The organism is Lysobacter spongiicola DSM 21749 (assembly GCF_900167055.1).
Taxonomy (GTDB): domain Bacteria; phylum Pseudomonadota; class Gammaproteobacteria; order Xanthomonadales; family Xanthomonadaceae; genus Novilysobacter; species Novilysobacter spongiicola.
In genome coordinates this window covers 120,134-141,748 of sequence record NZ_FUXP01000004.1, presented here as the reverse complement: position 1 = coordinate 141,748, position 21,615 = coordinate 120,134, and the positions used below count along the sequence as shown (strand labels likewise).

The following is a 21,615-nucleotide window of genomic DNA, read 5'->3' as shown; positions in this document are numbered from 1 at the left end:
CCTCATCCGGGCTGGCGCGGGAACTCGTCCTCGAAGATGCGGTAACCGGCGTCGGCCATGCCCATCGCCCCGTAGGTCCGCTGCGCGGTGCCGTTGTCGCGCTCGACGTACAGCCGCAGCCCGATCACGCCGGGCGCTTCGCGTGCCAGCTGTTCGACATACCGGTACAACGCGGCGAAGACGCCACGGCGGCGGTGCGATGGCGCGACGTACACACTCTGTATCCACCACCAGTCGCCGTTGCGCCAGTCGCTCCACTCGCTGGTCAGCATGAGCATGCCGACCGGCTCGGCCAGGGTCTCGCGGCCGGCCGCCAACGCCTCTTCCATCGCGACGAAGTAGCGCGCCTTGCCGGGGTTGGCGATGCCCGCGCGCACACCCGCGAGCACGACCTCCGGATCCAGCGCCTTGTGTTCGGTCTCCATCGCCATGGCGACCGCCCAACCGGCCAGCAGGTCGGCGTCGGCTGACTGGGCGGAGCGCACCCGGATGCGACCAGGCATCGCCAGGTCAGCCGGCGGTGATCACGCCGCAGGCGACCCGGGCGCCCGCGTTGCCGGAAGGCTGGCTGGTGTAGTCATCGCCGTCGGCGTGCACGATCACCGCACGGCCGAGGGCATCGTTCGCCGCGCCGCCACCCAGCACCGGGCCCTGGGCGTGCACGTTGACCTGCGCCACGCCATCGGCGTTGGCGACGATGTTGTTCATGTCGCCGGCATGGTGGGTCGGGGTGCCGACCTTGCCGTGCGGGTCGCTGGTCGGGTTGAAGTGGCCGCCCGCGCTGCTGGCGTCGGCCGCGCTGCAGTCGCCCTTCTCATGGATGTGGATGGCGTGGGTACTGTTGGGAGCCAGCCCGCCGACCTCGCCCTGCAGGTGCAAACCGCCGCCCATCGGCATCAGCGAGAGGCGCCCGCTGACCAGGCTGCCCGACGCGGAGGCGAGGTTGACGTGGGCGCTGGACACGGTCGAAGTCGAAGCCATGGTGCTGCTGGGTGCCGGCGCGGCGGCGCGGGTGCTCGATGCAGTGGAAGTGCCCGATTGCGGCGTGGTGCTGCAGGCGGCGAGGACAAGGGCGCTGGCGCTGGCGAGCAGTGCGGTCTTCATGGCGGTCTCCGGATCAGGACAGTGGGGCGGCACCCTAGCGCGGGCCGGGTTCAACCGGAGTGAACCGCATTCAGCCGCGCGGGCGCTTCGGCTTCAGTTTACGGCTGAGCGTGTTGCGGCCAACCCCCAGCCGCGCCGCGGCCTCGGCGCGGCGGCCACCGGTATGCTCCAGCGCGGTTTCCAGCAGCACCCGGTCGAACTGCTCCAGCGCCTCGGCGTGGATCGAAGGATCGCCTGCTTCGAGGCGATTGCGGACCCAGTGCTGCAGCGCACCGGTCCACCCGGAATCCGTCGTTGCCGGCGTGCCACCTGCGACATGGCGACGCCGGCCCAGCGCCGCCTGTACCTCGTCGCCACCGATCGAGTCGCCGGCACTGAACACTGCCAGCCGCCAGCACAGGTTTTCCAGCTCCCGCACGTTGCCGGGCCAATTGTGCGCTCGCATGCGCTCGACGGCTTCGGGCCGCAGCCGCTTGGGGGCGGTGCCGAAACGTTTGGCGGCACCGGCGAGGAAACGTTCCGCCAGTTCGCGCACGTCGCCGGAGCGCTCCCGTAGTGGCGGCAGTTGCAGGCGCACCACGTCGAGCCGGTGCAGGAGGTCGGCGCGGAAGCGGCCATCGGCCACCCGCTGCTCCAGGTCCTGGTGGGTGGCGGCGACCACCCGCACGTCGACCCGGATCAGCTCGCGGCCGCCGACGCGGAAGAACTCGCCTTCGGCCAGCACGCGCAGCAAGCGGGTCTGCAACGGCAACGGCATGTCGCCGATCTCGTCGAGGAACAACGTGCCGCCGTCGGCCTGTTCGAAACGGCCCTGGTGCCGACGGGTGGCGCCGGTGAATGCGCCCGCCTCGTGGCCGAACAATTCGGACTCCAGCAGCTCGGCGGGGATGGCCGCGGTATTGAGCGCTACGAATGGCTTGCGGGCACGCGGCGATTCACGATGCAGGGCCCGGGCCACCAGTTCCTTGCCGGTGCCGGTTTCGCCGGTGACCAGCACCGACAGCGGCGCCTGTGCCAGCCGGCCGATCGCCCGGAACAGCTCCCGCATCGGTGCGGAACTGCCGACCAGCAGCCCGTCGGCATCGCCGGTCGGCCCAGCCTGCGCCGCCGCCGGCTCGCCAACCGCTGCCAGGGTGCGCGCCGCCAGCGCCACCGCTTCGTCCAGGTCGAAAGGCTTGGAGAGGAATTCGCGCGCGCCGCCCCGGAATGCACCGGCGGTACTGGCGACGTCGGTATAGGCACTCATCACGACCACCGGCAGGTCGGGCATCCTCGACTTCAGGCGCTCGAGCAGGACCAGCCCGTCGTCGCCGGGCATGCGCACGTCGGTGAACAGCAGCGATGGCAGGGCCGCCGCATCGGCCTCGGCCAGTGCCCGCAGCGCTGAATCGCTGCCTTCGAACTGCTCGACCTCGTAGCCGGCATCGCGCAGTGCCGTGGCGAGGACGAACCGCACGCTGCGGTCATCGTCGACGATCCATATCCGGGCCGTGCTCATGCCACCGCCTCCGCCGCGACCATTGGCAGCAGCAGGGTGAACACGGTGTGGCCCGGCCTCGATCGATAGGCAAGCGAGCCGCGATGCTCGCGCGCCACCTGTTGCGCCAGCGCCAGCCCCAACCCCGTGCCTTCGGCGCGGCCGGACACCAGTGGCAGGAACACGCGCTCGGCCAACTCTTCGGGCACGCCGCGACCGTCGTCCACGATCTCCATCCGCAGTGCCACCGGGTGCGCCTGTTCGCCGATCCGCAGGCCATGTTCGACCCGGGTGCGCAACGAGATGGTGCCAGCACCGGCCTCGATTGCATTGCGCACCAGGTTCCACAACGCCTGCGTGAGGCGATCGGCGTCGCCGGCGAACTCGGGCAGGCTCGGGTCGTAGTCGCGCACCAGCCGCACCGCCCAGCCGGCATCGCTCTCGGCCAACCGCAGCACCCGCTCCAGCACCGCATGGATGTTCAGCGCCGCGTGCGGCCTCGGCGGCGCCGGGGTCAGCAGCTGGTCCAGCAATGCCGCCAGCCGCGCCACCTCCCCGTCGATCAGCTCGACCAGCTCCTTCGACGCCGCATCCCCGACCCGCCGCCCCAACAGTTGCGCCGCCCCCTTGAGGCCCGCCAGCGGATTTCGCAGCTCGTGCGCCAGGCCCTTGAGCGAGGCGGTCAACGCCGCGGGCAGCAACAGCGCCGGATCCTCGCCGGGAAACTCGTCGACCGGATGCGCCTCCACCAGCACCCCATCGCCGTGGGCGCTCAGCCACAGGTCTGCAAAACGCTCCTCGGCTTCCGGGTGCCGCAGGTGGACCCGGCGCAGGCGCAGCGGTGCGGTGTCAGGTCCGATCCGGGCCACGGCATCGGCGAGGCGCTCGGGCAGGCCGGCATCCAGGCTCGCCAACGGCCGCCCGACCACGCGACGGGATCCCACGCCCAGCCAGCGCGCGAACGCCTGGTTGCAGCCGGAGATGGCGCCGTCCGCACCTGTCCACGCCAGTGGAGTGGTCAGGGTGTCGGCGTCCGGTGGCGGTGGAGTGTCGGGCATCGCACCATATTAGTGCAGCAACGGCGGCGGGAATCGGCGCAAGGGACGAAACGGTGGGTCGCGGCTGAAGCCGCTCCTACAGGGGCCGCGACATGGAAACCAACCGCCGATGCGGTGGCTCGGCCGGATGTTGCCGGAGCGGCCATGGATGGCCGCGGCCGGTGAGTCGGCCATGGATGGCCGATCGAACCGGGCGGCAACATCCGGCCGAGGCGCCGCTCTCGCCGGAGCCGGCGAGACATCCGGCGCGAGACGCCGCACTCCTGGGTGCCGTGTTCGAGACCTGGCGGCGCGTAGTTGGAGATGCGCGTTGATCGATGGCCGATGTGCTGTCAGTGGGTCGCGACTTACGTCGCTCCTACCTGCCTGCGGAAAGGGAAACGGCCCGGGGTTGCCGGGCCGTTGTCTTGCGATGTGATGCGAACCGCCGCGACTAGATCGCGTAGTACATCTGGTACTCGAGCGGATGGGTCGCGGCGCGGAAGGCGGTGACTTCCTTCATCTTCAGCGCGATGTAGGCGTCGATGAAGTCGTCGGTGAATACGCCGCCCGCCTTCAGGAACTCGCGGTCGCCGTCGAGCGCTTCCAGCGCCTGGTCCAGGCTGTGGCAGACCGTCGGGATGTCCTTGGCCTCTTCCGGCGGCAGGTCGTAGAGATCCTTGTCGGCCGGCTCGCCCGGGTCGATCTGGTTCTTGATGCCGTCCAGGCCGGCCATCATCAGCGCGGTGAAGATCAGGTAGCCCGAATTCATCGGGTCGGGGAAGCGCATCTCGATGCGGCGCGCTTTCGGGTTGGCCACGTACGGGATGCGGCAGCTGGCCGAGCGGTTGCTGGCCGAATACGCAAGCATCACCGGCGCCTCGAAGCCCGGCACCAGCCGCTTGTAGCTGTTGGTGGTGGCGTTGGTGAAGGCGTTGATCGCGCGGGCGTGCTTGAAGATGCCGCCGATGTACCACAGCGCCATCTGGCTCAGGCCGCCGTAGCCGTCGCCGGAGAACAGGTTGTTGCCGCCCTTGGCCAGCGACTGGTGCACGTGCATGCCGCTGCCGTTGTCGCCGACGATGGGCTTGGGCATGAAGGTCGCGGTCTTGCCGTTGCGGTGGGCAACGTTCTTGACGATGTACTTCATCGTCAGCAGTTCGTCGGCCTTGCGGGTCAGCGAGTTGAACTTGGTGCCGATCTCGCACTGGCCGGCGTTGGCGACTTCGTGGTGGTGCACCTCGACCTCGATGCCCACGGCCTCCAGCGTCTTGCACATCTCGGCGCGGATGTCGTGCAGCGAATCCAGCGGCGCCACCGGGAAGTACCCGCCCTTCACGCCCGGACGGTAGCCGGTGTTGCCGCCGGCGTACTCGCGCGAGGAGTTCCAGTGCGCCTCTTCCGAATCGATGTGGAAGAAGGTGTGTCCCATCTCGTTGGCGTAGCGAACGCTGTCGAAGATGAAGAACTCCGGCTCCGGCCCGAAGAAGGCCTGGTCGGCGATCCCGCTGGACTTGAGGTAGGCCTCGGCGCGCTTGGCGATGCCGCGCGGGTCACGCGTGTAGGCCTGCATGGTCGCCGGATCGAGGATGTCGCAGGTCACCACCAGCGTCGGGTCGGCGGTGAACGGATCGAGGAACGCCGTCGACGGATCCGGCAGCAACACCATGTCCGAATCGTGGATGCCCTTCCAGCCACTGATCGACGAGCCGTCGAACATCTTGCCGTCCTCGAACAGGCCGGGCTCGATGATCGAGGCGGGATAGGTGACGTGGTGCTGCACGCCGCGCATGTCGGCGAAGCGCAGGTCGATGAACTCGACCTTGTGTTCCTTGATGAGCTTTTCGACGTTCTCGATGGACATGGGGACTCGGCTGGGTGGGAAGACTGCCTAGGAGACAGCAAGCGGCGTGCCAACCGTGTGAGCCGCGCAACCTGTTGATTCCTTTACGTGTCGAGGGAGGCCTTGGCCAAAGCGCGCACCACCCAGGTGCGTCCCTGGACCCATCGCGCCTGATCGGTGCGAACGCTGGCGGGGTATCCTGCCCCGCCACCCACTTCGCGCCTCTGCGGCCCCGCCATGCCAGACATCCTCGCCGCCCTGCTGCTCGGCATCCTCGAAGGGCTGACCGAATTCCTGCCCATTTCCAGCACCGGCCACCTGCTGATCGCGCAGCACTGGCTGGGCGCGAGGCCGGACCTGTTCAACATCGTCATCCAGGCGGGAGCGATCCTGGCGATCACGCTCGTGTTCCGCCGGCGGCTGTGGGCGCTGGGCACCGGCCTGGGCGAGCGGGAGAACCGTGACTACCTCGCCAAGCTGGCCGTGGCGTTCGCAGTGACGGCGGTGGTGGGCCTGCCAGTGCGGATGATGGGTTGGGAGCTGCCGGAAACGGTCTCGCCCATCGCCATCGCACTGATCCTCGGCGGCATCTGGATGCTGGTGGCCGAGCGCCTCGCGGCCCGGCGGCCGGCGTCGATGCAGATCACGTGGACGGTCGCGATCCTGGTCGGCCTCGCACAGGTGGTGGCCGGCGTGTTCCCCGGCACCTCTCGCTCGGCCGCAGCAATCTTCATGGCGATGCTGGCCGGTACCGGCAACCGTTCGGCGGCGACTGAATTCGTGTTCCTGGTGGGCATCCCCACGATGTTCGCCGCCAGCGCCTACGCGCTGCTGGAGCACTTCCTCGACAGCGGCGCCGATCCGGTGGCCTGGGGCGAGCTGGGCGTCGCGTTCGCGGCGGCGACGGTGACCGGCTTCATCGCGGTGCGCTGGCTGCTGGGCTACATCAAGCAGCACAGCTACACGCCCTTCGCGATCTACCGGATCGTGCTGGGCGCTGCGCTGCTGCTGTGGTTGCCGGCGGGCGACTGAGGCAGCCGCCCCGCCCGCGACGGTTCAGGAGGCGCTACGGGCCTCGACTTCGGGATGCAGGGTGTAGACCCCCTGCAGCAGGGCCTCGGCCAGCACGTGGTGTTGCATCGCGCGCTGCACGTCGGCACAGGTGAAGCGTTCGCCCACGTCCAGCCGTGACACGTCCAGTGCGTACAGCCGGAAGAAATAGCGATGCGGACGGCGGTCGTTGGGCGGCGGGAACGGCCCGTCGTAGCCGAGCCATTCGCCCGTGAGGTCGGGATCCTGGGCGAACCAGCCCGTGTAGTCATTCAGGCCCTGGCGGCTGCCCTCCGGACCCTTGGGATCGCGTTTTCCGTGAGGAGTAACGCCGTTGCTGCAGCTGCCTTCGGCGATCCCGTCGACGTGCGGCGGGATGTCGATCATCGCCCAGTGGCAGAAATCGGTACGCGGCTGGTCGAACGGGATCTCCACCCCTTCCTTGCCCGCCATCTCCGGCACGGTCGGGGCGTCGGCGTCGATGCACAGCAGCGCGAACGAGCGGGTCTCCGGAGGGGCATCGCGCCACGCCAGGTGCGGGTTGAGGTTGCGGCCGAAGCCGACATCCTTTCCGTCACGCTGGCCGGCCGCGAACCGGGCGGGGATCGGTGCGTGGTGGTCGAAACTGTCGCTGCGGATGTGCATCGTGCGGCTCCTTGGGGGACGCGGGGAGTCTGCCAGAGCCGGCGTGACCGCCGGATGCCCGCCTCGTCAGTCGGCCGCGTAGCCCAGTCGGCGCGCGACCGGCTCCAGCAGCGCGAAGGCTTCGCCGAGTGGCTCGTGGAACCGGCGCCAGTGCCCTGCTGGCAGGCGTTCGCCGCCCAATCGCTCCGCCGGCAGAGGCCGCAATCCGGACGACAGGATCGGGGCGAGGGCGGCAGCGATCCCCTCGGGATCATCAACGACAGCGTCCATCCTGACCAGCTGATGGGGAAAAAGGCCTTGCTCGTGGATGTCTGCGATCTGGGCAAGCACATCCGCCATCCACCGGGCGCCTGCCATCGGTGTTTCCAGGGCAAACGGGGCCTGGGCACCGAACGCAAGCCAATCCAGCAGCATGTCGCGCGGGTCCCGCAATGCGAAGACAAGCTGCGCGTTTGGTAGATGGGGGCGCAGCGCGATGAGCGCCGCGTTGTCCCACCACAAGAGCAGGTCGTGGATCTGGCCGTCGCTGATGCCGCGCGCGGGCAAGGCGGCGCGCCACTCCTCGACCAGGCCGAGTGGATCAGCCTCTCCGCTCGCCAGTTGGCGGATGGTAGAGAAGCGCTGGAACAGATCGTCCGGCGGATCCTCTCCCAGCCGATCTGCCCTCAGCGGAAGGCCGTTGCCCTGAAGCGTGGCAGCGAGGCGTTCGACCATCGAACCGGGCGTCCCCCACAGCAGGATCACCGCCGGCGCAGGCTCGGACAGCTCTCCGGATCGCGGCCACTCCGTCCGAGCGGGAGCCGGCTCGGGAAGTGGCAGGCGCCGCGGTGCCAGCTCCACATGCAATTCGGCCCAGGTTGCCGCCGCGGCGGCGGGCTGTCCCGCAATGTCCAGCGCACGCCCCAGCGCCTGGCGCAACTGTCGGCTGGCCTGTTCATTGTCCGCGGCGGATAGCAGCCGTTCAATGTGCTCAATGCCCGCCTCCGGATCACGCGAGAGCAAGCCCCTGACGATCCGCATTTCCGCCGCGGCATGGCCTGGTTGAAGCTCCGTGATGCGGCGCGCTACTGCTTCGGCCTCCTCCCCCCTGCCTGCTGCGTCGTGCAGCGTCGCCCGGGCCTCAAGCGCAGGGACAGAATCGGGGGTCGCCGCGAGCCACCTGTCCACTACCGCCACCGCGCCCTCGCTTGCGTATTCTTCGAACATCAACCGTGCCCGCCAGAGATCGACATTGCCGGGATGGATCTCCAACAGGCGGTCCAACGTGCCGCGGGCACCGTCGGAGTCACCAAGCCGACGCCACGCTTCGATGAGTGCCAGCAGTGTCCGCCGCTCTCCAGGGTGTTCCAGCAGCGACTCCCGCAAATGGAGTTCAGCAGCCTCGTTGCGACCTGCCGCAAGCTCCAGCTCCCCCACCATCCGACGCATCGCGGGGGTAGCGGACGGATCACGCAGCAACGGCTCCAGCTCCGCCAACGCATCTCCCGGGCGACCTTGCTGACGCATCAGGTCCGCGAGCAGGAAACGCAACGACATCGAATCCGGCTTGGCCTCTCGAAGGGCACGGAAAGCCTCCTCGGCAAATGCGAGATGGCCCTTGGCCCAATAGGCGAAACCCAGGGAGTGCCGCAGCGTGCCTTCCCATGGCCAACGTTTTGCAGCGGCCGACAGTATGGCCAGGCCACGGTCGGCGTCACCACGACGGAGCGCGATGCTGCCCTCCACCGCTGCCAGCTGCGGATGCTCGGGCGCAATGCGGGCGGCGGTCCGTGCGAGGCGCTCGGCCTCTTCGATTTCCCCACGGGCCAGGGCCAATTGCGCCTGTACGATGTACGCCGGGAACTGGTTCGGATCCAGACCAACGCTCCGGGCGAGTGCGGCCTCGGCCTCGTCCAGCTTGCGTTCCTGCAGCAGCAACCCCGCCCGCTCCAGTTGAATGCTGGCGTCGTCGGGCGCGAGCGCCACGGCACGATCGATGGCCTCGACGGCGCCTTCGCGATCACCGGCGAGCCGCAGCGCTGCCGCCAGCAGGCGCTGGGCCATCGGATCCTGCGGCTGCGCGGCGACCGCTTCGCGTGCGGCCGTCAGCGCCTCGTCGGCAGCGCCGCGGCGCAGGGCGTCGATGATGTTCTCGTGCATGGGTGGCTCGTGTCTGGCGTGGCCGGGCATTGTAGCGGGGCCACCACGGGCGGTTCTCGGGCGCTCGTTCAGGCCGACGCGTGCAGCCGCTCGGCGATCCAGCGTTCGCCGAAGCCATCCAGGCGGGCATTCTCGATGAAGCCGCAGTGCCCGCCCCAGGGCGACACCTCGAGCCGGGTTGAGGCCCCCAGTTCTGCCTGGTGGAAATCGGCGACCGGGATGACCGGATCGTCGGCGGCCATCAGGATGCTGGCGGGGACCCGCAGTCCCGCGAGGCGATCCCCCGCGATCGAATAGCCGTCGAAATAGCGTTCGAGCGTGCCGAACTCGGTGTGGCGCTCGACCAGCCACTGGGTCAACGGCCGCATGCGCAGCCCGAGCACGCGGTCGTCGAAGTCGTGGCGGTCGGGAAACAGCGCGCGCTTGCGCTGCAGCGAGGTACGCCACTTGCGCTCGAAGTGACGCAGGTACAGCGGGAACCCGGCCTCCATGGCCTCCATGGTGCGGGCAGGGTCGAGCACCGGGCACACCACCGCGATGTGCGCGATCGCCAGCCCTGCGTCCGGCGCGTGCAACCCCAGGCGGAGGGCGAAGTTGCCGCCCAGCGAGTAGCCGGCCACCACCAGCGGCCGCAGCGGGAAACGCCGGGCGACGTCGCGCGCCGCGTGCACGACCTCCTCGATCCGGTTGGAATGGAAGATCCCTTCGTTGAGGTGGTGGGTGCCGCCGTGGTCGCGGAAGTTGAGCCGGAACACCTCGAAGTCGCAGGCCAGCAGCCGCGCCGCGGTCAATCGCATGTAGCTGGAATCCGCGCTCCCCTCCCAGCCGTGCAGCAACAGCGCCAGACCGCGGTCGCAGGCACCGGGCACCGCGCTGTGCAGGCCTTGCAGGCGTACGCCGCGCCCGCCGTCGACCAGGTGCTGGGTGGTGACCGCGCCGGCCGTTGCAAGCTGCCGCTCGCCCAGGCGCTGGCGCATTGCGCTGGAACCCAGCACCGTCTGCAGGTGGGCATTGCGCAGCCAGCGGGGAGGACTGAAGTCGCTCGAGGTCACCATCCGGCGGCGATCAACTGGCCAGCGCTTCGGCGATGCGGCTGCGTGCCAGCTCGGCCAGGCGCCGCCGCCCCTCCGCCTCGCCGGGCATGATCGGCTGCAGGAAATGCACCTGCACCACCCGTGCCGGCTCGCCCAGCAGGCGCAGGAAGTTGCCGACGAACCGTTCGCGCGGCCCGAAAGCCACGATCTGCTGGGCCTCGCCCCCGGCGCCGTAGCGCAAAGCAACGGGCTGCACCGGCACCCCCGCCTCCACCGCTGCCATGAATATGCGGGCATGGAAGGGACCCAGGGCCTCGCCGCCGCGCGTGCCACCTTCGGGGAACACCCCGATCGACTGGCCGCCGCGCAGGCGCGCCAGCATCTCGTGCAGCACGCCACCCAGGGACTCGCTGCTGCCCCGCGCATGGAAGATGGTCTGGGCGCGGCTGGCCATCCAGCCCACCAGCGGCCATGAGCGGATCTCCCGCTTGGCGACGAACCCCATCATGCGCTGGCTGTGCATCGACGAGATGTCGATCCAGCTGACATGGTTGGCGACGAACATCACCGCACCGGGGAGCGGCGTACCGACCCGCTGCATGCGGAAGCCGAACACGCGCAGCAGTCCGTTCGACCACGCCCGGATCAGCCGGTGCTCCAGTCGCTCGCCGCCGATGATGATGCCGCCCATCGGCGGCGAGATCAGCAGCAGGGTCAGGGGCAGGTGCACCAGCAGGTGCCAGAGCAGCATCGGCACGCGCCACAGGTAGCGCAGTACGCGGACGGCGCGCGCCGCTCCGGCAGGCGTGGTGGTGGTAGAGGGCGGCGCGTTCATCGGCGCGATGATACCGAAGCGCCGACCGGCTCAGCCGGAAGCGACCACCGCGAGCGTCAACCGTGAGATGCAGGCGAGCTTTCCGCGCCCGTCCTCGATCCGGATCTCCCAGACCTGGGTACGCCCGCCGACGTGCAGCGGCCTCGCGGTACCGGTCACGCTGCCGCCGCGGACCGCGCGCAGGTGGTTGGCGTTGATCTCCAGCCCGACGCACACCCGGCCCTCGGGAACGCACAGGTTGCCGGCGGTGCTGCCCAGCGTCTCCGCCAGCAGGACCGAGGCGCCGCCGTGCAGCAGGCCGTAAGGCTGCTTCGTGCGCTCGTCCACCGGCATGGTGCCGCGCAGGAAATCGGGACCGATTTCGGTGAAGCGGATCCCCAGGGGCTCCATCGCGGTGCCACGCGACAGCTCGTTGAGGCGATCCAGGCTGGTGCTGCGCCGGAAAGGCCCGGCGTTGGGTTCATTCATCCGGCAACGATACCGGGACCCGCGGCGGCCAACCAGCAGCACCGGACCCGATGCGCCGACCAGGGGAGGGGCCGGCACACCGGGTCCTGGTGCGCGACGGGGGTCATGGATGCCACCCGCTTGTTCAGACGAAGCGGAACAGGCGCGGGGTGTTGTTGGGCACGTAGCGGGTGGGGGAGGCATAGCCGCTGCTGGAGCCGTAGCCGACGCCGAACTCGCGGTTGCCATAGGCCGGGTTGCTGCGGACCGGGGCCGGTGCATAGCTGCGGGCGGCGACGGAGGAGGAAGCGGTGCGGAGCTGGGTGCGGACGGTGTTCATGGTGTGGATCCTCAGTGGGGTGTTGCTTCGGGGGACGGGCTCTGGTGTCTTGGTGCCTTGGTGTGTTGGTAAAGTACAACACCTAGGCGGAAGCACCATGGGCCAGAAGTCACCCCACTGAAGACCTGTCTCCGGCTGCGTAGGCCCAGAGGCGGGCCGGCAACTAGAGAATGGGCGCCAGACCGGCGCCGAAGGCGGTGAACAGGCGCGTTGGCAGCCCCTTCAACGCCGGATTGACCTCGGGGAAGTCGCCGACCGGGCGGTAGCAGTCCCGGAACCCGGGATCATCGGGCGGCAGCGGCGCCGGGCAGTGCTCCCCCGGCACGTATTCGTAGCTGGTGGCGTAGCGCACCGGCCACAGGTCGAACAGGGGAAGGTACTCGGACGCCTTGGCCAGCGAGTATTCCAGGCCCCACAGCACCGGCGCCTTGTCCCGCGGCGCGATCACCCATGAATTGCCCGGGCTGATGTCGCGGCGGATGCTGTCGGCCAGCGCGCGCGCGAAGGTCTCGTCGACCACCACCACCGAGCCCTCGGTGTTCCAGGTGTCGCCGCGTGGATCGAAGTTGTGGGTACCGACGACGCCGATGCGCTCGTCCACCACCATCGACTTGGCATGCAGGCCGATGCGGACGCCCGCGCGCCGCAGGGGCACCGGCTCGTTCGCCCGGCGGCCGACGTAGCGCATCGCGCCGTATTCCGCTTGGCCTTGCCTGTGGCGCAATCCGTTCAGCGCACTGGTCCGATCGGCACCCCGTTCGCGGCGTGGTGGATCCTGGGGTATGTACTCTGGAACGAAAGCGCCGGTGGCGGCAAGGTCCACCGGCGAATCTTCGGGGAAAGGTTTGTACTCGTAGATGTTGAAGCCGAACTCACGCAGGAAGCGGCGCTTGTACTTGTACGAGAGCGCATAGGCGATGAAGGCGTCAGTGGCCGCGAGGCTGTTGGTCGACACGATCACGCGTGGCGGGTCGGGCCTGTCGTGCAGGTCGCGGAAGGTCTGCTGGGCGGCGTCCGACAGCACCAGGTAGGGCGTCTGCAGCAGGACCTCTTCCTGCGCCGATTCGATCATCCGGCGCAGCGACCGGGACATGGCGGCATGGGATGACGGATCCTCACCGGTGTGCTTTCCCGGCAGGTCGGAGACGTAGTAGACCTCCGAGACCTCCATGGCCTGCGCCGCCAGCCGCGCGGCCAGCGCCGGATCATCGGCATCCTCGCGCATCCGCCGGGCCCGTTCGGGGCGCTCGAACGGATGCGGCTGCAGAGCCGGCACGCCGTCACGCAGCAGCATCGTGCCGACGTCCACCAGCCGCGCCGGCGGCACGCTGAGCGGGTTGTTCCAGAACCGGCCGAAGTCGGCGGCCATGTCCCGCACGACGGGGCCGGCGACCAGCAGGTCGCGGTCGCGGAAGTTGTACTCGTCGTCCCAGTCGTAGTAGTCGTCCTGGTAGTTGCGCCCGCCGGTGATGCCCACGGCTCCATCGACCAGCAGCAGCTTGTTGTGCATGCGCTGGTTGAGCCTGCGCCAGCAGCAGGCGGCGGCGAGCACGTACTGCGGATAGGTGATGCGCGCCCGGCCCAGGGTCGGGTTGTAAAGCCGCAGCTCGAAGTTGGCATGCACGCCCGACAGGGCCGCCAGCGTTTCTACGCTGCGCATGGCCGAGAGCTGGTCCATCAGCAGGCGGACGCGCACCCCCCGCCGGGCGGCGTCGATGAGCTCGTCGAGCACCAGCCGCCCCGCGTCGTCTTCGTCATAGATGTAGGTCTGGACGTCGATCGCGGTGGTGGCGCTGCGGATCAGGTTGATCCGGGCCAGCATCGCCCCGGTGCCTTCGTCCAGGATGAGCGCGTGGTGCACTGGCCGCTCCGGCGTGGAGCGGACAAAGGCATCGCCGGCCAGCCGGTGCAGGGGCGACGGACGGGCGCAGGCGTCGGGCTCGGAACACTCCACCGCGACCGGACGTGCGGCCTCGGCGATCGCGGCGGCGCGGTCGGCCTGGGCCGGCGCCAGCGTGGCGCACGCGCTCGTCGCCAACGCCAGCAGCATGGCTGCCAGGCGGGTGGCCATCTGCCTTCCGTTCACTCCGTCTCCCCCTCCTGCAACCTCACCCGCATGTTGAACCGCACCTTGTCGCTGAGCGCCAGGCGCCAACCGTCCAACCCGTACCGATCGCGTTCGACCACGCCGGTGGCGACCACGTCGCACTCCCACCCCGGCCGCGCGCAGGTCGCCGGTGCGACCGTGAAGGTTTCCATCCGGCTGGTGCCATGCATGGTCAGCCTGCCGCGCAGGCGCCCCCCGTCGTGCACCAGCTCCGGCCGGTACGGTTGCGAGATGAACTCCGCCACCGGGTGGCGGGTCGAATCGAAGAAGCCCTCGCCGCGCGCGATCTCGGTGTATTTGTCCGAGCCGTCGACTTCGACTGCGCCCGTCGCCAGCCGCACGTGCACCTGCTGGCGCCCGTCGGGCAGGATGGTAAGGGCGCCGCCATGGTCTGGAAACCGGCCTTCCACCCGGATGCCCCAGCGGGTACGCACCTCGAAGCCGAAGTGGCTCAGGCCGGGGTCGAAGCGCAGGTCAAGCGACGTGCCGGGCGGCAACGCCGGGACAGGAGACCTGGCACGGGGCGTTGCACCCGTGGCACCCGCGACCCACGCCAGCAAGCAACCCGCACACAGCCAATGGATCCGCGCAGAAACGCTGCGATTCACGGCCACCAGAACGCGCTGAGCTGGGCGATGCCCGGCTCCAGCGGCACCCCGGGGGGCATGGCCAGCACGGCGACGCCTGCCGGCGGCATGCCGCGGTAGTCACCGGACTGGCCGCTGTGCAGCAGCGCCGCCAGTTGCTCCATGCCCGGGTTGTGGCCCACCAGCATCAGCCTTTCGACCTCGACATGGGTGTCGGCCAGTGCGATCAGCGTGCCGGGGTTGGCCTCGTAGATGGTGTCCTCCACCCGCTGCTCGACGTAGCCCACCACCCCGAGCACGGCTTCCAGCGTCTCCCGCGTCCGCCGCGATGGCGAGCACAGCACGCAGTCGGGCACCAGGCCCTGTTCGGCCAGCCAGCGACCCGCGGCCTCGGCCTCGGCGAGCCCTTCGGCCGACAGCGGCCGGTCCAGGTCCGCCTGGCCGGCGGTGGCGGGTTCGGCGTGGGCATGCCGCAGCAGGATCAGTTCGCGCATTGGGGCGTTCTCGGTGGGGGCGGTGTCCCGCGGGAGGGCCGGCGATGGCCTATTTCCTGAGCCACCTCAATAGCGGCTGCCAGTCGGCCTGGTGTTCGCGCACATGGGCGGAATGGTAATCGAACAGGCTCTTGCCCAGGCCGGTCAACAGCACGTAGGCCTGGCTGTCGCGGAGTTGCGCGACCACCGGGTAGGGCCATTTCCCGAGCAGTTCGACGGTCTGCTGTGACATCGTCGTCCACGGCCGCAGCTTGTTGCCCACCAGCCCGACCTTGAGCTCGCCGCGACGCACCCGCGGGTTGCGCGCGAGCGTATCGAGGAAGCCGACGCTGGCTTCGATGTCGATGGTGGAGGGCAGCACCGGGACCACCACCGCATCGGCGATGTCCAGGAATGGCCCCAGGTCCGAGGCCATGGCGCCGGCAGCGGCGTCGACCACCACCTGGTCGGTACCTTCCGGCAATTGGCGGCGCCAGCCCTTTCCGCCCGTACCGTCGATTGGCAGCACCGCAGTGTCCAGTTCCGAGCGCCGCTGGGCCCAGCGCGTCGCCGACCCCTGCGGATCGGCATCGACCAGCACGGTATTGCGCCCTTCGATCGCCGCGTGGGCGGCGAGGTGGGTGGCGATGGTGGTCTTGCCGACACCACCCTTCGAGCTGGCCACGAGTACGGTCTTCATGCGGTTCCCCCGGTTGGGCTGCACAGGCTGCACTGGAAACCGCAGCCTACACCGGCCGGGGGCCGTGGGCGATCAGGCGTCGCCGGAGAGCAGCGCCCGATGATCGGGGTTGTCGGGGAGCCAGCCCGGCGGTGGCTCCACAGGGATGCCGTGCTCCCGCAGCACACGCCTGTACGCCCCGAGCTCGCCCTCCTCCATGAGCCAATCGACGTACTGGGCCGATTCGATGCTTGCGCCCGGCCAACCCGGCGCAAGCTGCAGGGCCTGCTCGTGCAGCCATGCCACCTGCCGGAGACGTGCCTTCCAGCGGCCCTTTTCGGCACCCTCCGAATAGCGGACGAGTGTGCGAAGCGCGACCAGCGGCTCGATGATGGTGGCATCGGACCCGGCCAGATGGGCAAAAGCCCCCAGGCAGTCCTGCCGAAGGCCGGAATCGCGGACCAGAGAGCTCTCGTCACGGCGGCAGAGGTCCATTACACCTGTGAAGGTCGGTAGCACCTGGGCCGCCCACTGGCTGATCGAGGACACCGCCGACACGTCCTCGGCACTGGCCATTAATGCGTCCGCCGCTTGGTGATAAGCCACGACCTCATCGGGCATCCGCGGCAACGACGCACCCCGCCTCGCGTCAACGATAATGCGGAACAGGTCGCTGCCGTAGTTGTTATAGCGCGGCAACTCCGCCGCTCGCGCCAGATGGGTGCGGGCAGCCACCTCGTCGCCCGCCGATGAAGCGAACGATGCCGCCATCAGATGGACCGCGGCATTGTCCCCGTCGAGCTCGAGCAACCGCTCCAGCGCTCGTTCGCGATCGCACTCCACCACCGGGGACAATGGGCAGTCGCTGGCTGCCACCCACTGGACCAGTGGGGTCGTAGGCCTTGCATCCAGTGCGGCCTGCATCCAGACGGGCGCCGGAGCATCACTCGAATGGGCTGCGGCGTCGGTTAATGGCGGCTCGATCAGCGCCGCGGCCAGCAAGCCCTCGGCGGTTCCGGCGGCGGCCAGTTCCGCTGCACGGGCCGACATGGCAGCGTTGAACTGCTCGTTCCACTTGGTCACCGCGGGCGGCGCGGGCGACACGTCGACCGCAACGCCCCAGGATTCAAAGCCAGGTTCCGCAACCTGCGCGGCGGCCGGTTGTGCCAGCCACCACAGTCCCATCAACAGTATCGAACGCGTCATGCTTCCCTCCATGGATCGTCCCGCCTGATCGCAGGGACCGCTTTCCGGACTATACCGTCAGCGCCATTCCGGCGGATTCGCCGCCCATGCCTGCTGCACTTCGGCCAGCACCGCACGGTCTTCCTCACGCCAATCGGGCAGAAGTTCGGCATAGCGGCCAGGACTGTTCCACTTGCCCGGTTCGGTGCGGACCGCGGCGGCGTACCACTGGACCGCTTCATCCTTCCGATCCAGCTGCCACAGTACCAATGCAAAGGTTGTAGGAATCCACTGCGCCGATACTGATCGAGCCTGCATCATGGTCTGCCACTGCGCCAGCGCCCCGGCGTGGTCGCCCTGGCGGTAGAGGTCCCAACCGTAGTTCCAGAGGACCGGTCTCCACAGGCCGTCGCTGGCGTTCAGCCCTGCCAGCACCCGCCCGTACAGCTCCCGACCCAGCTCCGGCCGTCCGCCTTCCATCGCGATGTGTGCGAGTTGTGCGGTTTCTTCCTTCGCGTGCGGGTTTCGCGCGATGAGCTTGAGCAGCCTGTCGACCAGCGCGTCGCCGGATCCTTTGACCGGCGCGATGGGCTGCGCGGTTCGTGCATCCTCGTCGAAATAGAACTCGGACATCGGCACGAGGCGTTGCGACTGGGCGGCGGCGACGCCGGACATGGCAAGGCAGGCCGCGACGGCCAAGCCCCGGAATAGCGGGCTGTAGGACTTCATTGTGGTATTCCCCCTGTGTACCCGCCCATGATACCGGCGGGCAGGCGCCGTGTCGCGCACTGCTACAATCAGACGGATTTGCCCGGCACTTTGCACCGCCGGGCTCCCCCCGCAGCCACGCCCGCGGCCCCTGCCGCGCCGGAGCCACGCATGTCCGATACCGCCACGACCGGCCCCGCCGCCGGCCCCATCGTCGATGCCGAGTATTCGCTCGACCACCGCTACAGCCGCGAGTCCGGGCGCATCTACCTGTCAGGCGTGCAGGCGCTGGTGCGGTTGCCGCTGATGCAGCGGCTGCGCGACCAGGCCGCCGGGCTGGACACCGCCGGCTTCATCTCCGGCTATCGCGGCAGCCCGCTGGGCGGCTTCGACCTGGAGCTGTGGCGGGCCAAGAAGCACCTCGAGGGCGCGGGCGTGAAGTTCAGCCCCGGCCTCAACGAGGATCTCGGCGCGACCATGGTCTGGGGCACCCAGCAGACCCAGCTGTTCCCGGGCGCGCGCCACGATGGCGTGTTCGGCATGTGGTACGGCAAGGGGCCGGGCGTGGACCGCAGCGGCGACGTGTTCAAGCACGCCAACGCCGCCGGCACCTCCCGCTTCGGCGGGGTGCTGGCGCTGGCGGCGGACGACCACGCCTGCCGCAGCTCGACCCTGCCGCACGGCAGCGAAGGCGAGTTCACCAGCGCGATGATGCCGATCCTGAACCCGGCAGGCGTGCAGGACATCCTCGACATGGGCGCGATCGGCTGGGCGATGAGCCGCTACACCGGGCGCTGGATCGGCTTCAAGACGATCGCCGAGACGGTGGAGTCCTCGGCCTCGGTCGACGTCAACCCGCTGGCGCTGCAGATCGCCACACCCGATGACTTCGAACTGCCGCCGGGCGGCCTCAACATCCGCTGGCCTGACCCGCCGATGGACCAGGAGATGCGCCTGCACCAGTACGCGGTGAAGGCGGCGCAGGCATTCGCCCGGGCCAACCGCATCGACCGCATCGTGATCGATTCGCCGCGGCCGCAACTGGGCATCATCACCACCGGCAAGTCCTACCTGGACGTGCTGCAGGCGCTGGAGTACCTGGGCCTGGACGAGCGCGCCTGCAGCGACCTGGGCCTTCGCGTCTACAAGGTCGGCATGACCTGGCCGCTGGAGCCGACCGGGCTGCGCCGCTTCGTGCGCGGGTTGTCGGACATCCTGGTGGTGGAGGAGAAGCATGCCTTCATCGAAAACCAGATGAAGGAGTCGATGTACAACTGGAACTCCACAGATTTCGGCGGCAGCCAGCGTCCGAGCATCGTCGGCAAGTACGACGAGTCCGGCGAATGGATCCTGCCCAGCACCGGCGAGCTGACCCCCGCCCGCATCGCGCGCGTGATCGCCCAGCGCATCCAGCGCTTCCATCGCTCCGAGCACATGGACAACGTCCTGGCGTGGATGGAACGGAAGGAGGCCGAGCTGGCCCTGCCCCGCGCAAGCTTCCCGCGCGTGCCGCACTACTGCTCGGGCTGCCCGCACAACACATCGACGGTGGTGCCGGAAGGCAGCCGCGCGCTGGGCGGCATCGGCTGCCACTACATGGTCACCTGGATGGACCGCAGCACCGAGACCTACACCCACATGGGCGGCGAAGGCGTCACCTGGGCCGGGCAGGCGGCGTTCACCGATACCCCGCACGTGTTCCAGAACCTCGGCGACGGCACCTACTTCCACTCCGGCAGCCTGGCCATCCGGCAGTCGGTGGCCGCCGGCGTCAACATCACCTACAAGATCCTCTACAACGACGCGGTGGCAATGACCGGCGGGCAGCCGGTGGATGGCCAGCTCAGCGTGCCGCAGATCGCCCGGCAGGTGCACAGCGAAGGCGTGCAGGCGATCGTGGTGGTGTCCGATGAGATTGAAAAGTGGTCCGACCCGACCATCTTCCCCGCCGGCACGGAGTTCTTCGACCGGCGCGAACTCGACGCGGTGCAGAAGCGCCTGCGCGAGACCGCCGGCACCACCATCCTCATCTATGACCAGACCTGCGCCACCGAGAAGCGCCGCCGCCGCAAGCGCGGCAAGATGGTCGACCCGCAGAAGCGGGTGATGGTCAACAGCCTGGTCTGCGAAGGCTGCGGTGACTGCGGCAAGAAGTCGTTCTGCGTGTCGGTGCTGCCAAAGGAAACCGAGTTCGGCCGCAAGCGTGCGATCGACCAGTCCAATTGCAACAAGGACTACAGCTGCGTCGAGGGCTTCTGCCCGAGCTTCGTGACGGTCGAGGGTGGCCGCGTGCGCAAGGGCAAGCCGGTGGGCGGGCGCGACTCCGCGGCCAGCCGCCTGGACAACCTGCCGATGCCGCGACTGCCGGCACTGGACCGCCCCTGGAACATCCTGATAACCGGCGTCGGTGGTACCGGCGTGGTCACCATCGGCGCGCTGCTCGGCATGGCGGGGCACCTGGAGGGCAAGGGCGCGAGCGTGCTCGACCAGACCGGCCTGGCGCAGAAGGGCGGCGCGGTCACCACCCACATCCGCATCGCCAACACCCCGGCCGACATCCACGCCGTGCGCATCGCCGCCGGCGAGGCCGACCTGGTGCTGGGCTGCGACATGGTGGTGGTCAACGATTACTGGGCGCTGTCCAAGATCCGCGGTGGCCGCAGCCACGTGGTACTCAACAGCTACGAGGCGATGCCGGGCTCCTTCACCACCCGGCCGGACATGCAGTTCCCCGCCAACGACATCATCGATGCGGTTCGCCAGGCCCTGGGCGGAAACGACGCGGCCGCCGGTGCGCTGTCCGTGGTCGATGCCACCCAGCTGGCCACCGCCCTGATGGGCGACGCGATCATGTCGAACCTGTTCATCCTCGGCCACGCCTGGCAGCAGGGGCTGGTGCCGCTGTCGCTGGAGTCGATCATGCGGGCGGTTGAGCTCAATGGCGCCGCGGTCGAGGCCAACAAGACCGCCTTTGCCTGGGGCCGGCTGGCGGTCATCGATCCGGCGGCGGTTGCCGGGGCCGCGGGCCTGGTGCGCAATGCGGCCACCGCAGCGGAGTCGGCCGTGCACGAACTTCCGGTGCTGGGTGCCGGCGAGTGGGAAGGCCACGAGGCCGGCAGCGCGTCGGCACCGTCGAGCTACCCGGACGGCGATGAGCTGCGCCACGTCCCGGCCCATGCCTCGGCCGACCAGGCGGTCGCCTTCCTGCCGCTGGACGACGAGCGCCTGTCGCGCTCGCTCGACGAGCTGGTCGCCCGACGCACGGCCTTCCTGCAGGACTACCAGAATGCCGCCTATGCCCGCCGCTACGCCGGGTTGGTGACCCGTGTACGTGAAGCCGAAACCGCGCGTGCCCCGGGCAGCACCGACCTGACCGAAGCGGTCGCTCGCTACGCCTTCAAGCTGATGGCCTACAAGGACGAGTACGAAGTGGCCCGGCTGTACACCAGCGGCGAGTTCCGGCGGAAGCTGGAACAGCAGTTCGAGGGCGACTTCAAGCTGAAGTTCCACCTCGCCCCGCCGTTGCTGGCGCGGAAGGATGCCGAGGGCCGCCTGGTCAAGCGCGAATTCGGGCCTTGGGTGTTCACCGCCTTCAAGTGGCTGGCGAAGGTACGGCGCCTGCGCGGTACGCCGCTGGATATCTTTGGCTATACGGCGGAACGACGGATGGAGCGCCAGCTGGTCGAGGATTATTTCCGGACGGTCGAAGGCCTGCTGCCGCGCCTGGACCGCGCCAACGTCGACCTGGCGGCCCGCATCGCATCGGTGCCCGAACACATCCGCGGCTATGGGCACGTCAAGGAAGCGCACCTGCACGACGCAAAGGCGCGGGAACAGGACTTGCTTGCCCAGTGGGACAATCCGCTGCGGGTGGTGCAGGTCGCCTGACCTTGCTGGACGGGCGCAGGTTAAAGATGGCGCCCCC

General features: G+C 69.1%; 19 protein-coding genes. 2 read left to right on the top strand and 17 right to left on the bottom strand.

Translation table 11 applies throughout. From position 1 onward, the window contains the following. Positions 1-2 precede the first annotated feature (2 nt). From B5D37_RS07475 to glnA, 5 genes are all read right to left on the bottom strand, one after another. Positions 3-503 carry a GNAT family N-acetyltransferase gene (locus B5D37_RS07475; RefSeq protein WP_078758101.1) on the bottom strand — a complete coding sequence of 167 codons (501 nt, stop codon included), beginning with the start codon at positions 501-503 and terminating at the stop codon, positions 3-5. Between the two features lie 7 nt (positions 504-510). Next, on the bottom strand, positions 511-1,104 hold the full coding sequence (locus tag B5D37_RS07470) for a superoxide dismutase family protein (protein WP_078758100.1): 594 nt from the start codon (positions 1,102-1,104) through the stop codon (positions 511-513). A gap of 70 nt (positions 1,105-1,174) precedes the next feature. Continuing rightward, positions 1,175-2,602, bottom strand: a complete 1,428-nt coding sequence (ntrC, locus tag B5D37_RS07465; protein ID WP_078758099.1) for a nitrogen regulation protein NR(I) — start codon at positions 2,600-2,602, stop codon at positions 1,175-1,177. Next, complete coding sequence (locus B5D37_RS07460) at positions 2,599-3,639, bottom strand: two-component system sensor histidine kinase NtrB (RefSeq protein ID WP_078758098.1); 1,041 nt, start codon at positions 3,637-3,639, stop codon at positions 2,599-2,601. The genes ntrC and B5D37_RS07460 overlap by 4 nt, the downstream gene beginning before the upstream one ends. Before the next feature lie 433 nt (positions 3,640-4,072). Continuing rightward, on the bottom strand, positions 4,073-5,482 hold the full coding sequence (gene glnA / locus B5D37_RS07455) for a type I glutamate--ammonia ligase (RefSeq protein WP_078758097.1): 1,410 nt from the start codon (positions 5,480-5,482) through the stop codon (positions 4,073-4,075). 216 nt (positions 5,483-5,698) lie between these two features. Here glnA and B5D37_RS07450 point away from each other — a divergent pair, with 216 nt between their 5' ends. Further along, complete coding sequence (locus tag B5D37_RS07450) at positions 5,699-6,493, top strand: undecaprenyl-diphosphate phosphatase (protein WP_078758096.1); 795 nt, start codon at positions 5,699-5,701, stop codon at positions 6,491-6,493. A 24-nt stretch (positions 6,494-6,517) separates the two neighbouring features. Here the strand turns inward: B5D37_RS07450 and B5D37_RS07445 are convergent, their stop codons facing one another. The 12 genes from B5D37_RS07445 to B5D37_RS07390 all read right to left on the bottom strand — a co-directional run bounded on the left by B5D37_RS07445 (position 6,518) and on the right by B5D37_RS07390 (position 17,711). Beyond that, a complete protein-coding gene (locus tag B5D37_RS07445) occupies positions 6,518-7,156 on the bottom strand; it encodes a YbhB/YbcL family Raf kinase inhibitor-like protein (RefSeq protein ID WP_078758095.1) in 639 nt (212 codons plus the stop codon). Between the two features lie 66 nt (positions 7,157-7,222). After that, complete coding sequence (locus tag B5D37_RS07440; protein WP_159447360.1) at positions 7,223-9,295, bottom strand: tetratricopeptide repeat protein; 2,073 nt, start codon at positions 9,293-9,295, stop codon at positions 7,223-7,225. Positions 9,296-9,363: 68 nt separating this feature from the next. Then, positions 9,364-10,347, bottom strand: a complete 984-nt coding sequence (locus B5D37_RS07435) for a YheT family hydrolase (protein ID WP_078758174.1) — start codon at positions 10,345-10,347, stop codon at positions 9,364-9,366. A 13-nt stretch (positions 10,348-10,360) separates the two neighbouring features. Further along, positions 10,361-11,164 carry a lysophospholipid acyltransferase family protein gene (locus B5D37_RS07430; RefSeq protein WP_078758093.1) on the bottom strand — a complete coding sequence of 268 codons (804 nt, stop codon included), beginning with the start codon at positions 11,162-11,164 and terminating at the stop codon, positions 10,361-10,363. A gap of 30 nt (positions 11,165-11,194) precedes the next feature. After that, complete coding sequence (locus tag B5D37_RS07425; RefSeq protein ID WP_078758092.1) at positions 11,195-11,632, bottom strand: hotdog fold thioesterase; 438 nt, start codon at positions 11,630-11,632, stop codon at positions 11,195-11,197. 124 nt (positions 11,633-11,756) lie between these two features. Beyond that, positions 11,757-11,951: a hypothetical protein gene (locus B5D37_RS07420; protein ID WP_078758091.1), complete on the bottom strand. Its 195-nt coding sequence runs from the start codon at positions 11,949-11,951 to the stop codon at positions 11,757-11,759. Between the two features lie 163 nt (positions 11,952-12,114). Next, complete coding sequence (locus B5D37_RS07415) at positions 12,115-14,022, bottom strand: phospholipase D family protein (RefSeq protein WP_078758090.1); 1,908 nt, start codon at positions 14,020-14,022, stop codon at positions 12,115-12,117. A gap of 11 nt (positions 14,023-14,033) precedes the next feature. Next, complete coding sequence (locus B5D37_RS07410; protein ID WP_078758089.1) at positions 14,034-14,555, bottom strand: YceI family protein; 522 nt, start codon at positions 14,553-14,555, stop codon at positions 14,034-14,036. Positions 14,556-14,662: 107 nt separating this feature from the next. After that, positions 14,663-15,139, bottom strand: coding sequence for a SixA phosphatase family protein (locus B5D37_RS07405; RefSeq protein WP_078758088.1), 477 nt, complete (start codon positions 15,137-15,139; stop codon positions 14,663-14,665). Between the two features lie 49 nt (positions 15,140-15,188). Beyond that, entirely contained in the window at positions 15,189-15,818 is a 630-nt protein-coding gene (locus B5D37_RS07400; protein WP_078758087.1) for a ParA family protein, read from the bottom strand. 72 nt (positions 15,819-15,890) lie between these two features. Then, a complete protein-coding gene (locus B5D37_RS07395; protein ID WP_078758086.1) occupies positions 15,891-17,003 on the bottom strand; it encodes a hypothetical protein in 1,113 nt (370 codons plus the stop codon). Between the two features lie 57 nt (positions 17,004-17,060). After that, complete coding sequence (locus B5D37_RS07390) at positions 17,061-17,711, bottom strand: tetratricopeptide repeat protein (RefSeq protein WP_078758085.1); 651 nt, start codon at positions 17,709-17,711, stop codon at positions 17,061-17,063. Between the two features lie 150 nt (positions 17,712-17,861). Here B5D37_RS07390 and B5D37_RS07385 point away from each other — a divergent pair, with 150 nt between their 5' ends. After that, entirely contained in the window at positions 17,862-21,578 is a 3,717-nt protein-coding gene (locus tag B5D37_RS07385) for an indolepyruvate ferredoxin oxidoreductase family protein (RefSeq protein ID WP_078758084.1), read from the top strand. The last annotated feature ends 37 nt before the right edge of the window (positions 21,579-21,615 follow it).

Bases quoted from the DNA above. Each gene is read 5' to 3' on its own strand.
- B5D37_RS07475 (WP_078758101.1), bottom strand. From the start codon at position 503: ATGCCTGGTCGCATCCGGGTGCGCTCCGCCCAGTCAGCCGACGCCGAC.
- B5D37_RS07470 (WP_078758100.1), bottom strand. From the start codon at position 1,104: ATGAAGACCGCACTGCTCGCCAGCGCCAGCGCCCTTGTCCTCGCCGCC.
- ntrC (WP_078758099.1), bottom strand. From the start codon at position 2,602: ATGAGCACGGCCCGGATATGGATCGTCGACGATGACCGCAGCGTGCGG.
- B5D37_RS07460 (WP_078758098.1), bottom strand. From the start codon at position 3,639: ATGCCCGACACTCCACCGCCACCGGACGCCGACACCCTGACCACTCCA.
- glnA (WP_078758097.1), bottom strand. From the start codon at position 5,482: ATGTCCATCGAGAACGTCGAAAAGCTCATCAAGGAACACAAGGTCGAG.
- B5D37_RS07450 (WP_078758096.1), top strand. From the start codon at position 5,699: ATGCCAGACATCCTCGCCGCCCTGCTGCTCGGCATCCTCGAAGGGCTG.
- B5D37_RS07445 (WP_078758095.1), bottom strand. From the start codon at position 7,156: ATGCACATCCGCAGCGACAGTTTCGACCACCACGCACCGATCCCCGCC.
- B5D37_RS07440 (WP_159447360.1), bottom strand. From the start codon at position 9,295: ATGCACGAGAACATCATCGACGCCCTGCGCCGCGGCGCTGCCGACGAG.
- B5D37_RS07430 (WP_078758093.1), bottom strand. From the start codon at position 11,164: ATGAACGCGCCGCCCTCTACCACCACCACGCCTGCCGGAGCGGCGCGC.
- B5D37_RS07425 (WP_078758092.1), bottom strand. From the start codon at position 11,632: ATGAATGAACCCAACGCCGGGCCTTTCCGGCGCAGCACCAGCCTGGAT.
- B5D37_RS07420 (WP_078758091.1), bottom strand. From the start codon at position 11,951: ATGAACACCGTCCGCACCCAGCTCCGCACCGCTTCCTCCTCCGTCGCC.
- B5D37_RS07415 (WP_078758090.1), bottom strand. From the start codon at position 14,022: ATGGCCACCCGCCTGGCAGCCATGCTGCTGGCGTTGGCGACGAGCGCG.
- B5D37_RS07405 (WP_078758088.1), bottom strand. From the start codon at position 15,139: ATGCGCGAACTGATCCTGCTGCGGCATGCCCACGCCGAACCCGCCACC.
- B5D37_RS07400 (WP_078758087.1), bottom strand. From the start codon at position 15,818: ATGAAGACCGTACTCGTGGCCAGCTCGAAGGGTGGTGTCGGCAAGACC.
- B5D37_RS07395 (WP_078758086.1), bottom strand. From the start codon at position 17,003: ATGACGCGTTCGATACTGTTGATGGGACTGTGGTGGCTGGCACAACCG.
- B5D37_RS07390 (WP_078758085.1), bottom strand. From the start codon at position 17,711: ATGAAGTCCTACAGCCCGCTATTCCGGGGCTTGGCCGTCGCGGCCTGC.
- B5D37_RS07385 (WP_078758084.1), top strand. From the start codon at position 17,862: ATGTCCGATACCGCCACGACCGGCCCCGCCGCCGGCCCCATCGTCGAT.